Source organism: Desulfobacca acetoxidans DSM 11109, from assembly GCF_000195295.1.
Taxonomy (GTDB): Bacteria; Desulfobacterota; Desulfobaccia; order Desulfobaccales; family Desulfobaccaceae; genus Desulfobacca; species Desulfobacca acetoxidans.
The window spans coordinates 3,209,396-3,221,672 of the sequence record NC_015388.1 but is presented as its reverse complement, the minus strand read 5'-3'; the positions used below and the strand labels follow the sequence as shown (position 1 = coordinate 3,221,672).

At 53.6% G+C, this 12,277-nt stretch carries 8 protein-coding genes; all 8 read right to left on the bottom strand.

Going from position 1 to position 12,277, the window contains the following annotated elements:
* Positions 1-87 precede the first annotated feature (87 nt).
* The gene (rseP, locus tag DESAC_RS14555; RefSeq protein WP_013707823.1) at positions 88-1,155 is read right to left on the bottom strand and encodes an RIP metalloprotease RseP; all 1,068 of its coding nucleotides are present in this window, start codon (positions 1,153-1,155) and stop codon (positions 88-90) included.
* An 8-nt stretch (positions 1,156-1,163) separates the two neighbouring features.
* Positions 1,164-2,327 carry a 1-deoxy-D-xylulose-5-phosphate reductoisomerase gene (locus tag DESAC_RS14550; RefSeq protein ID WP_013707822.1) on the bottom strand — a complete coding sequence of 388 codons (1,164 nt, stop codon included), beginning with the start codon at positions 2,325-2,327 and terminating at the stop codon, positions 1,164-1,166.
* A gap of 252 nt (positions 2,328-2,579) precedes the next feature.
* Positions 2,580-3,377 (bottom strand): phosphatidate cytidylyltransferase, encoded by a 798-nt coding sequence (locus DESAC_RS14545; RefSeq protein WP_013707821.1) that lies wholly within the window; start codon positions 3,375-3,377, stop codon positions 2,580-2,582.
* A gap of 279 nt (positions 3,378-3,656) precedes the next feature.
* Positions 3,657-4,433 carry a prolipoprotein diacylglyceryl transferase gene (lgt, locus tag DESAC_RS14535; protein WP_013707819.1) on the bottom strand — a complete coding sequence of 259 codons (777 nt, stop codon included), beginning with the start codon at positions 4,431-4,433 and terminating at the stop codon, positions 3,657-3,659.
* Complete coding sequence (lspA, locus tag DESAC_RS14530) at positions 4,414-4,914, bottom strand: signal peptidase II (RefSeq protein ID WP_041284014.1); 501 nt, start codon at positions 4,912-4,914, stop codon at positions 4,414-4,416. Before lspA ends, lgt begins: the two co-directional genes overlap by 20 nt.
* 154 nt (positions 4,915-5,068) lie before the next feature.
* Positions 5,069-7,870, bottom strand: coding sequence for an isoleucine--tRNA ligase (gene ileS, locus DESAC_RS14525; protein ID WP_013707817.1), 2,802 nt, complete (start codon positions 7,868-7,870; stop codon positions 5,069-5,071).
* A gap of 99 nt (positions 7,871-7,969) precedes the next feature.
* The gene (locus DESAC_RS14520) at positions 7,970-9,253 is read right to left on the bottom strand and encodes an ATP-dependent 6-phosphofructokinase (protein WP_013707816.1); all 1,284 of its coding nucleotides are present in this window, start codon (positions 9,251-9,253) and stop codon (positions 7,970-7,972) included.
* A gap of 125 nt (positions 9,254-9,378) precedes the next feature.
* Positions 9,379-11,904: a glycogen/starch/alpha-glucan phosphorylase gene (locus tag DESAC_RS14515; protein ID WP_013707815.1), complete on the bottom strand. Its 2,526-nt coding sequence runs from the start codon at positions 11,902-11,904 to the stop codon at positions 9,379-9,381.
* Between the last annotated feature and the right edge of the window lie 373 nt (positions 11,905-12,277).

Below are 12,277 nucleotides of genomic sequence, written 5' to 3'. Positions count from 1 at the left end.
ATATGAGGAGGACAAATCGGCCCAAATATTCCCCCGTTCACTACTGACAGGATTATCCGGCATGTTGTTCTCTCTTAGGTCTGCAGGTCATTGAGGTCCCAGCAGCCGCATGATATCCTGGTAAAAGACGAAGAACATGAGCATGAGAATGAAGGTAAGACCGATGGCCTGGGCTATCTCCCGGTGTTTCATGGCGATGGGCCGGCCCCGCACCGCCTCGACCATAAAAAAGATGAGGTGGCCGCCGTCCAGCATGGGTATCGGCAGGAGATTCAACAGGAATAGATTGATACTGAGAACGGCCATGAAATGCACCAGGTGAGAGACGCCCTGTTCGGCCTGTTTTCCGGCCACCTGGGCGATCATGATCGGTCCTCCCAAAGAAGTAAGGGGGGTCTTCTGGGTGATGAGTTTAACGACGCTGAGGACCGTTACTTCCAGGATGCGGTAAGAGTAAGTAACTCCATGCCACCAGGCCGACAGGGGGTCAACGCGTTCAATCTCGTACCGTTCGGGGGCTGAGACCCCGATCAACCTGGCTGAAACTTTTTCCCCGAAGATATTGGAGGTTTCCATAGTACGAGGAGTTATCGTAATCTGTTCGGTCCGATCCCCCCGGCGGAAGATTAGGGTGAGAGGGGTATCACCGCTGCCGCGAATAATGCGGGAAAGCTCTTCCCAACGCTGTACCGGTTGATCGTTGATACTCAGGATAAGATCGCCCTTTTGCAGTCCGGCCTCTTCGGCGGGTGAATTCGGCTGAATTCCCCCGATCTCGGCATTAAAGAACGGCATACCGGAAAACGTAAACACGAGAGAGAGGGCCACAATAGAGAAGAGCAGATTCGCAAACGGACCGGCGGCGACGATGGCGAAGCGTTGTTTCAGGGGGCGATGGCTGAATGATTTGGGAAGCAGTTCCGGGGGAATCTCTTCACCCGGATTTTCCCCCACCATTTTTACGTAGCCGCCCAAGGGGATGACGGAGATGCGATAATCCGTCTCACCCACTTTTTTATGGAATAATCTGGGTGGAAAACCGAGAGAAAAGGCTTCCACTCCCACGCCGTAGTATTTGGCGACTAAAAAATGGCCTAACTCGTGAACGAAGATCAAAACGCCGATGACCACCACAGTGGCCAGGATTGTTTCCATGTAGCAATTTACTCCCTTTTACTCAAGATAATCTGGCCGGCTGACTGCCTGGCCCATTGATCGACGGCTAAGGCCTGCCCGAGAGAAGTCAGCGGCTGAACTGCGTGGGCAGTCATAACCTGGAAAATAATCCGCGGAATATCTAAAAAAGAGATGGCACCGCGCAGAAACGCGGCTACTGCAATTTCATTAGCGGCATTCAGGACTGCCGGCATATCGCCTCCCGCCTTAAGAGCGTCAAAGGCCAAGCGAAGGCAGGGAAAACGTTCCAGGTCAGGAGGCTCGAAACTGAGCTGCCCGACCTGAAAAAGATCCAGGGGCGGCAGATCCAGGGGCAGACGTTCGGGGTAGGCCAGGGCGTAACTGATGGGGACCCGCATATCAGGGATACCCAATTGAGCGATGACCGAGCCGTCGATATATTCCACTAGGGAATGAATGATGCTCTGGGGATGGACGTGCACCTCGATGCGTTCCGCAGGCAGGTGAAAGAGGACGCTGGCCTCGATTACTTCCAGACCTTTATTCATTAAGGTGGCGGAGTCGATGGTTATTTTGGGGCCCATGCTCCAGTTCGGGTGTCTAAGGGCTTCTTCAAAGGTGACCGAAGCCAACTCTTCTTTGGTCTTGCATCGAAAGGGTCCGCCCGAGGCGGTCAGCCATAACCGGCGGATATCCTGTGGCTGATTGCCTTGGATGGCCTGGAAGATGGCGCTGTGTTCGCTGTCGATCGGGATAATCGGGACTTGGCGCCGCCTGGCCGCTTCCATGACCAGGGGGCCGGCGGTGACCAGCGTCTCTTTATTGGCCAGGGCTACCCCTATGCCCTGAGAGATGGCGGCCAGAGTCGGCTCCAAACCCACCGCTCCCACCATAGCCGAAACCACCAGATCGGCCTGCGTCCCGGCCGCGACTTCTTGGACGCCCTCAGGTCCGGCGACAATCCGGACATTGTTGGCGGAAGACAAGAGGAGGGATAATTCACGAGCTAATTCTCGACTTGCCACCGAAACGAGCGCCGGTTGGAAAAGGCGAACCTGTTCGGCTAACTGCGGCAGGTTACGGCCGGCGGCCAGACCGACGATCCGAAACTTGTCGGGAAATTGCCGGACCACGTCTAGGACATTGCGTCCGATGGAACCGGTGGAGCCTAATACCGCAAGTTTCTTCAAAAGCAAACCCTTTTTTTTCAGACGATGAGCTTTCGGCAGAGAAGCTGCTTCAGGATGATTGTCTGAGCTTCGCCTCCTGCCAGTTATAACTTTACCTTATTTTTCTAATAATTCAATTTCTAGAGTTTAAAGTGTGAGATTCCGAGTTTGGGGAAGAGATAATAGTATCTGTATTTATTGGATAACACAGGATATATTAACTTTTTCAATCTCTGAACTCGAAACTCAAAACTTGAAACACTGGTCAATTTTTTATGGCAGGAGTATTCTCAGATAGAACAGCACAGCCGCGGTGAAGCTCAGGCTGTCCAAACGGTCTAGCATCCCACCGTGGCCGGGGAGAATACTAGAGGCGTCTTTCACTTGGGCGCGGCGTTTCAACATAGATTCAAATAGATCACCGAACTGACCCACCAGGGCCGCCACCAGGGTCAGGCCGGTAAGCATCGGCAGAGCAACGCCGAGGGGCAGCCACAGTCCCAGACCAAGCCCAATGGTGAGGCTGGCCGCCAGTCCACCCAGGGCCCCGGCCACAGTCTTGCCGGGGCTTACCAGGGGATAGAGCTTACGTACTCCGAACCAGCGTCCGAAATAAAATGCTCCGGTATCCCCAGCGAAGATAACCGCCAGGAGCCACAACAGCCAGAGGCGGTCCGGGGGCGCCTGCCACAGCCAATAGAAATGGCCGACGAGGAAGGGGACGTAGCATAACCCGAGGCAACTCAAGGCCAATTCCGGCAGCAGGTGTGGGAACTCCTCGAATTTCAAAAGAAAAAAGAGAAAATAGACCAACATGCCAGCAGTGAGACAGAACCCGGGCAGATAAGGTTGGTCAGAGAAAAAACCAAGGAGAACTATTAGACCCAACCCCAGCCCCAATGCTCTCGCTGTGGGCGTTTGCCCCAGGCCGCAGATAGTAAGGTACTCCCAATGGGCGGCGCTGCTTATCAGGACCAACAGCAGCAGAAAGATCAACGGTGGACCCCAGAGAATGATATACAGGAGAAGAGGAAGGGCTATCAGGCTGGTCAACCAACGTTGCAGATGCATGGGCGAATTACCATTTAGCGAGGATTCTCATATTAATCGTCATGTTCTGGTGATCACAATGAAGCATGAAAACAGAACCGTGGCGGTTGCTGACAATAATGCTTTTTCTGCTCATCGCCCACTACCCACTGTTTTTATATAATGCGTGTTTCGAGTGGAACAGATTGGACCAGTATATCGTTACGGACTTATTTTCATGGTTTGTTGGTAACTTACAGGTTATGAAGATTAGTCTGCCTCATGAGGCGGCCGGTTATCGACCGTTTATTAAGGAAATGATTAGGTTGCCGTGACCTTGACAGCCCGGGAACGCCAGCCAAGGAACAGGACGGCTGCCAACATGAGCCCCAAGGCAATGACTTGGGTGCTGGGCATCCCCCATAAAAGCACCGGCCCCCGATCATCGCCGCGCCAGAACTCTACTACAAACCGCGCCGCCCCGGCCAGAAGGAGATAGACCCCGACAAGCTGACCGGGAAACTTCTGCCGATGGCGCAGCCGCAACATTACCATGAAAATGCCCAGGGTTAACAAGGACTCATAGAGCTGGGTGGGATGCAAGGGGACGCCTTGAGGGCGCGCCAGGGTATTCGGGTCATTGAAGGTAACCCCCCAGGGAAGTGAGCATGCTTTCCCGTAGCAGCAGCCGGCCATAAAGCAACCCATTCGGCCGATACATTGACCCAAGGGCGTACCCACGGCCAGGGTGTCTAATGTGCGCCAGAATGGCATTCGATGACGATAAATATAAAAAGTGGCAACCGGAACGCCTAAAATCAGACCGCCCTGAAAGGCCAGGCCGCCTTTCCACAACATGAAGATATCCAGCGGCTGGGAAGCGAAATATCGCCACTCCAGGACGACGTGCAACAGGCGGGAGCCGATTATGGCGGCTAAAACGATATAGAAACCTAAATCATAAATCTGCTCAGGACTGTCACCCAGCCTTTTGGCTTCCCTACCGGCGACATACAGGGCGGCGATGAAGGCCAGGGCCAGGAAGAAACCGTAGGTAAAGATGCGCACCGGACCGAAACTATACAGGATGGGAAACATTTATTTCTCCTTCAGACCGGCAGATGCCCAGAAAGATAAGGCCGGCGCCCAGGCAGATGAGGCTGTCGGCAACGTTGAAAGCTGGCCAATGATAACGTCCAACATAGAAATCCAAGAAATCAATCACCTCTCCCAATCGGATCCGATCCATGAGGTTGCCAACCGCCCCACTGATGAGCAGACTGTAGCCCCACAAAAAAAGCCGGTGTTGCAACGGCGTGCGCCAGAATAAATATCCCACTACAGCCAATACGACAAGCGTAGCAATGACAAAAAAGTAGCTGACCAATCCAAGGGACCAGGTGGCCAGCAGCCCGAAGGCGGCGCCGCGGTTATAGACATGCACCAAGTTAAAGAAACCTGGGATAACTGGGATGACGTCATACTTGGGCATCGTTTGAACAATCCACTGCTTGGTGAGTTGGTCCAGGATGATCCCCAGGAAGAGCACAAGTCCCAGAGTGAAGTATTTAGAAGATATTGCTTTCAGGGGTCAGTTTCCAATGTGAGTGTCAGGTTTTCAGTAGTCAGTGATTAGTGGGCAGTGACCAGGAGAACGTAGACTTGGCATTACCCACCGAGATTTCTGGTTTACAAACCTAAGTTTGGAAAACCGGATGCTTAGCACATTTGATCTAATCTCCTCCGGTCTCTGAGAGGGCGAGAATCCGGCGGCAGCGGGAACAGAGCTCAGGGCAGCGGGCATCTTCACCTACAGTGGGCGAGTAGAACCAGCAGCGTTGGCATTTATCTCCCCGGGCCCGTTCCACGAAGATGGTCAAGCCGGGGAGTTCCTGGCTCTCCAGGCCAACTCCCGGTCCGGGTTTAACTTCCAGATGGGAGACCATGGTCAGGGTGAGCAATTCCGGCTGTTGCGTTCGCAGCCGCTCGAAAAGATCCGGGGTAGCGTAGATATATACCTGGGCTTCGAGGGAATTGCCGATGAGTCTGTCGCGCCGGGATTGCTCGAGGGCGCGATTGACGTCGCTCCTGATTTTTAGCAGCAGTTCCCACTTTTCCACCAGGGCGGCGTCAGGGAAGCCGGCCGGGGGTTCTGGAAAATCAGAGAGTAAAACGCTTTCCGGCCTTGGGGCCTTGGGCAGATATCCCCAGATTTCTTCAGCCGTGAAAGAAAGCACCGGAGCCATTAACGTAGTTAGGCTGAGCAGCAGGTCATACAAAGTACTTTGAGCGCTGCGGCGTTCGCTGGAATCCGGCCGGGAGATATACAGCCGGTCTTTTAGGATATCCAGGTATAAGGTTGACAGCTCTACGGCGCAGAATTGATGCAGGCTGTGATAGACCACGTGAAATTCAAAGCGGTCGTAAGCCTCGCGTACCCGTTGGATCAATTTAGCCAGCCAGCACAAGGTTAGGCGGTCCAGCTCCTCCCGCTGCTGGGGCGACACATAATGCCGCGGCGGGTCGAAATCGAAGAGGTTGCCCAAGAGAAAGCGCGCTGTGTTGCGCAGGCGGCGGTAGGCTTCAGTTAATTGCTTCAGAATCTGGTCCGACAGCCGCACCTCATCCCGGTAATCCTCGGCAGAGACCCACAGCCTGAGAATTTCGGCGCCGTATTCCTGGATAACGTCTTGCGGGGCAATAATATTCCCTAGCGACTTGGACATCTTTTTGCCTTCCCCGTCCACTGCGAAGCCATGGGTCAGGACGCGGCGGTAGGGGGCTTGTCCCCGGGTAGCGACGGCGGTGAGCAGGGAGCTGTGAAACCAGCCCCGGTGTTGATCAGAACCTTCAAGATAGAGGTCGGCGGGGAAGCGCAGCCCTGGACGTGCCTCAAGGACACACGCATAGCTGACCCCGGAGTCGAACCAGACATCGAGGATATCGCGCTCTTTCCTCAATTCGGTGCCGCCGCACCGCGGGCAGGCCGTCCCCGGCGGTAAAAGTTCGGCGGCTTCGAGCCTGAACCAGACATCAGCGCCCTCGGCCCGCACCAGTTCGGTGATGCGGTCGATGATTGCCTGGGAGAGCACTACTTCTCCACATTTCTGACAGTGAAAGGCGACGATGGGTACACCCCAGGCCCGTTGGCGGGAGATACACCAGTCGGGGCGGTTTTCCACCATGCCATAAATCCGCTCCCGGCCCCAGCGCGGAATCCACTCGACCTGATTGATAGCCTCTAAAGCTCTGGTCCTGAGGTTGTTCGCCCCCATAGAGATAAACCACTGTTCGGTGGCCCGGAAGATGATAGGCTGCTTGCAGCGCCAGCAATGGGGGTAGCTGTGGCTGAACTCGCTGGCCCCCAAGAGCGCCCCCCGCTGTTGCAGCAGCTCGATGATGCCGGGATTGGCGTCCCAAACCCTGAGACCGGCGAATTCGGGAACTTCCGGCAGGAACCGGCCATCATCGTCTACCGGTGAATACGCCTCCAGATGGTAACGGCGGCCGCTTTCATAGTCTTCCTGACCGTGCCCAGGGGCGATATGGACCAGACCGGAGCCGGCCTCCAGCGTGACATAGTCTGCCAGGATCACCTGCGACTGTCGGTCAATCCAGGGATGGCGGCAGCGACGACCTTCCAGCTTTTGGGCGGAAATGATGGCGACCTCTTTCCCCTTGAGACCCAAGGTGCCCAATACTCCCGCCGCGAGGTCTCGGGCCAGGATGTAGATTTCCTCTCCTACCTGCACGGCGGCATAATCAAACTGGGGATTGACTGCAATAGCCAGGTTGGCGGGAAGAGTCCAGGGAGTGGTGGTCCAGATAATCAGGAAGACTGGGTAGTTGGTCAGGACCGGGTAGTCGCCGCTCAAATCGTCTAGGAGGGGGAATTTGACAAAGATCGAAATGGTACGATGGTCTTCGTACTCCACCTCCGCTTCGGCCAGGGCCGTATGACAGGAAGCGCACCAATGCACCGGTTTTTTACTGCGGTAAACTCCTCCGGCCAGAGCGATTGCGCCATATTCGGCGATGATCTGGGCGGCGTAGTCATTGGCCATGGTCAGGTACGGGTTGAACCAGTCCCCCAATACCCCTAAACGCATAAAGTCCCGGCGTTGGATGTCGATGTATTTGAGGGCATACTCCCGGCACTTTTGGCGAACCTCCAATTGGGACAGGTGCAGCCGTTTCTTCTTCAACTCTTTATCCACCTGATGTTCGATGGGCAACCCATGGCAGTCCCAACCGGGGGTATAGGGGCACTCAAACCCGCTCATCTGTTTGGATTTGATGATAATATCCTTTAAGATTTTGTTGAGTGCGTGTCCGAGATGGATGTTGCCGTTGGCATAGGGCGGTCCGTCATGCAAAATATAGCGTGGCCGTTCCTGCCCTTGGGCGCGCAGCCTGCTATACAGATTCAGATCGGCCCAGCGCTCAAGAATCTCCGGCTCGCGCCGGGCCAGATTGGCCTTCATGGGGAATGCGGTTTTCGGCAGATTAAGGGTGGCTTTAAAGTCATCAGCCATGAAAAGACTCCAGGAAAAATTTTAAAATATAAAAGTATCTCTATCTAGCGAAAAGTCAAGTTTTTTACCGGTTAGAGGCCGGGGGGGTAGACTGTCCGGTTACATGGTGCGGGGCTGACCGGTACTGGCCAGCACCTCATTCCACAATCGACCTTTGGGGTCGATGCGTTTGCGGGCGGAGACAGCCAGAGATATCGGCATATGAGTGAACTGGCCGTTCCAGTAACCCACCAACATATTTGTGCGGCCGGCCATGCCGGCGTGGGCTGCCTGATGTCCGAGAGTCAAACAGAAGTAGGAATCGTAGGGATTGGCTCGCACGCTCCGGATGGTATAGCTCGGGTCGATATATTTAAGGGTGATATCCACCCCGATTTTTTTAAAGTGCTGATTGATCTTCTCTTTGAGAAAGACGCCGATATCGCCCAAGCGGACATTACCGGAGGCGTCGGTTTCGCTGGTAGCCTGGAAGAATTCCTGGCCGGCGCCTTCGGCGACGACGATGACCGCATGGCTGCGTCTTTCTAACCGGTTTTGGATCTCGGCCATCAGACCTTCGAGCGAGAAGGGCGACTCCGGCACCAGGCAGAGATTGACATCGGCGTTGGCCAGGGTGGCGTAGGCGGCGATAAAGCCTGACTCACGGCCCATGAGTTTCACCAGGCCGATGCCGTTGCGGGCTCCCAAGGCTTCGATGTGGGCGGTATAGATGGCTGTCCGGGCCTCGGAAATCGCGGTAATAAAACCGAAGGAGTTTTGGACATAGGAAATATCATTGTCGATGGTTTTGGGTATGCCGATGACGCCGATCTTGAGATTCCGCCGCTTAATTTCCTGCGAGATGGCCTGGGCGCCTCTTAGGGTGCCGTCACCGCCGATGGCGAACAGCAGACCTAAATTCATCCGTTCCAGGGTATCCACCATTTCGGGGACGTTTTGTTCGCCTCGAGAGGAACCGAGGATGGTGCCACCCTGCAGGTAAATATCGGTGACCACATCCGGGTTGAGCTCCAGGGGTGAATGTTTATATTTGGGCGCCAGACCTTCAAATCCATAACGGAAACCGAAAATTGAGCGAACCCCGTAGTGGTAATAGAGTTCCATCACCATTGCCTGGATAACATCATTAATCCCCGGACAGAGCCCTCCGCAGGTGACAATGCCGCATTTAAGTTTGGAAGGGTCGAAATAAATATTACGGCGCGGCCCCGCCATTTCAAAATAAGGCGGCGTCTGACCAGCCTCAAAATAAGCCTGCAGGTCTTTAAGGCAGTAATGGAACATGACATGATCGTCATCTTCTACAAAACGGGCGCTTTCGATAGGGGTGTCAACGCGACACTCCCCCAAAGTCTCAACCTCAAAATCTTTTATATCAACCATCGTGGTAATACTCCCTGGAGTCTCACAACCTGGCGGAATGGCATCTAGTGGCGCAACCTGATTATTCAGGCGAAGGTTTCCCTGGAAGGTCTGGGTCACTCAGCCGTTAGGTTCCTCTGGTTTAATCAGATGTTCAACCTCACCTGCTCTAAGGTAATGTCCTGCAGTTCGATGAAGGTTGGCTTAACTTGCCAGATATGTTGGCAATATTCCTGGATAGCCCGATCGGAGGAGAATTTTCCCATGCGTGCCGTATTGAGGATGCTCATCCGGGTCCAGCGTTTTTTGTCCAGAAAGGTCATTCCTGCTTCATCCTGCCGCTCAATATAGGATTGGTAATCGGCCATGAGCAGATAATCATCCTGGTAGAGCAGTGATTCCACCAGGGGTCTGAAGAGATCACGATCGCCGTGTGCAAAGAACCCGGAGCGCAACAGATCGATAACCTCCCTAAGATGTTCATTGGATTGATAGTAGAGATATGGGTTATAGCCCTGGGCCTTGATATACTGGACCTCCTCCACGGTGTGGCCGAAGAGGAAGAAATTCTCCGGTCCCACTTCTTCACGTATTTCGACATTGGCGCCATCCAAGGTGCCGATGGTCAGGGCGCCGTTTAAGGCGAATTTCATGTTGCCGGTGCCGGAAGCCTCTTTGCCGGCGGTGGAAATCTGCTGCGAAAGATCAGCCGCCGGATAAATTTTTTGAGCATTTTTGACGTTGAAGTTTGGGAAAAATACCACTTTGAGACGGTCGTTGACGTCTGGGTCGCGGTTAACGACCTCGGCTACCGAGCTGATCAGTTTGATGATGAGTCTGGCCATGAAGTAACCCGGCGCCGCCTTGCCCCCGAAAATAATGGTGCGTGGAGTAATCTCCAGGGTTGGGTCTTTCTTCAGCCGCAGGTAGAGGGTGATGATGTGCAAGACATTGAGATGCTGGCGCTTGTATTCGTGGAGGCGTTTCACCTGGATATCAAACATGGATTGTGGATCAACGCTGATGCCGGTGCGCGCCTTGATGGCGTTCGCCAGTTGGCGTTTGTTGGCCAACTTGACCTCTCGCCAGGATTGCTGAAAATCGGGATCCTCAGCAAATTCTTCTAATTGTCTAAGTTTGTAAAGGTCTTTGATCCAATCGCTACCGATTTTTGAATTTATCAGGGCAGTTAGACGCGGGTTGCTCAAGGCCAGGAAACGCCGCGGCGTTACCCCATTGGTAATGTTGTAAAATTTCTCAGGCCAGAGCTCGAAAAAATCTTGCAGTGTGGAGCTCTTGAGCAACTCGGTATGCAGCGCCGACACCCCGTTGATGGCATGACTGCCGACACAGGCCAGATGGGCCATGCGGACGTATCTATCGCCGCTTTCATCGATGAGAGAGAGTCTGGCTGCTTTGCTGTTATCGCCGGGATATCTCAGGCGAACGCTGTCCAGGAAACGCCGATTGATCTCAAAGATAATTTCCAGATGACGGGGCAGCACCTGAGCAAAGAGAGGCAGAGGCCATTTTTCCAGGGCTTCCGGCAGTAGAGTGTGATTGGTATAACTGAAGACCTTTCTAGTTGTGTCCCAGGCCTGATCCCAAGGGATCTGCCGTTCGTCTACCAACAGGCGCATCAGTTCCACCACCGATATCGCTGGGTGGGTATCATTTAATTGCACCGCCCAGCTTTCGTGGAAATCGCCGAGATTTGGGGCGAAGTGCAGGTGGAGGCGGATCATATCCTGGAGGGCGCAGGAACAGAGAAAATATTGCTGTTCCAGACGGAGCTTCTTGCCTTCAAAAGGTTCGTCATTGGGATAGAGAACCTTGGTGAGGTTTTCGGACACCAGTTTCTCATCCACGGCGTCATAGTAATCCCCTTTATTGAAGGCTTGAAAGTCAAACGACTCAATCGCCTCGGCCTTCCACAGCCGCAAGACGTTGCAGGTATTGACGTTGTATCCCAAAATCGGTGTATCGTAGGCCACTCCTTTTACTACCCGTTCGGGGTGCCAGTGGACTACGAGGCGGCCATCGCGATCGGGGTGGGTCTGGCAACAGCCTCCCAATTTAACTTCGTAGGCGATTTCAGGGTGGTGGATTTCCCAGGGGTTATCCCACTGGAGCCATTTATCGGTGATTTCTGCCTGCCAGCCGTCCCGGATTTCCTGGTCGAAGATGCCAAACTCGTAGCGCAGCCCATATCCGATAGCGGGAATCTCCAGCGTTGCCAGGGAATCCAGGTAACAGGCCGCCAACCTGCCCAGTCCGCCATTGCCCAGGCCAGGTTCTTCTTCCTGATCCAAGAAGTAATCTAGATTGGCACCGACCCGAGCAAAGGCCTGGCTGATGGTCGGAAAGATGCCCAGGTTTAACAGATTGTTTCCCAAGTGCGGTCCCGGCAGGTATTCAGCCGAAAAGTAGCAGACCACCTTTACCTTCTGTTTGACATAAGCCATGCTGGTATTGATCCATCGCTGCAGCAGGCGTTTGCGCACCGTCAGGGCAAAAGCGTGGTAAATATCCTGGAGGGTGGCGACAAGGGGTGATTTACCCAAGTAGTAAAAGAGGTTTTCATTCAAATCCCGCCCCAGGCTTTCCATATCCAGATCGTTATCCGAGGCTTCCTTTATTATAAAAGGTGTCGTTTTCTCTTCAATTGCCATGTTTTCTATCTCGGCCGGCCGGTTATTTTAAAGGTAATACGCTAGCTTTAGGTTTGTTCAGCCAGATTCGATCTTAACTTGCCGTCATTTTCAGCAAAATTGCGCCAAAACTCAAACCGTTGTTTTCCTATTATGGCACTTCTGAGGGCCATGTGGCAAATGAATTCGCTTGCGGTTCCTTATCTTCCACCAGATTCTGAGAAATTTGATCAAGGAGCGGTGCACAGCGCCCACCCTGCAGTACTACACCACCGACAGGCCCATCCGTAGCCGCAAATCTTGTATTCGTCCCACACAACTGAAGTGTTACAATTTTCTTAAAAATGATTATAAAATTTCTTTATATCAGATATAAATTATCCTATAATTATTT

Excerpts from the sequence above, each read along its gene's own strand:
- rseP (WP_013707823.1), bottom strand. The coding sequence starts at position 1,155 with ATGGAAACAATCCTGGCCACTGTGGTGGTCATCGGCGTTTTGATCTTC.
- DESAC_RS14545 (WP_013707821.1), bottom strand. The coding sequence starts at position 3,377 with ATGCATCTGCAACGTTGGTTGACCAGCCTGATAGCCCTTCCTCTTCTC.
- lgt (WP_013707819.1), bottom strand. The coding sequence starts at position 4,433 with ATGTTTCCCATCCTGTATAGTTTCGGTCCGGTGCGCATCTTTACCTAC.
- ileS (WP_013707817.1), bottom strand. The coding sequence starts at position 7,870 with ATGGCTGATGACTTTAAAGCCACCCTTAATCTGCCGAAAACCGCATTC.
- DESAC_RS14520 (WP_013707816.1), bottom strand. The coding sequence starts at position 9,253 with ATGGTTGATATAAAAGATTTTGAGGTTGAGACTTTGGGGGAGTGTCGC.
- DESAC_RS14515 (WP_013707815.1), bottom strand. The coding sequence starts at position 11,904 with ATGGCAATTGAAGAGAAAACGACACCTTTTATAATAAAGGAAGCCTCG.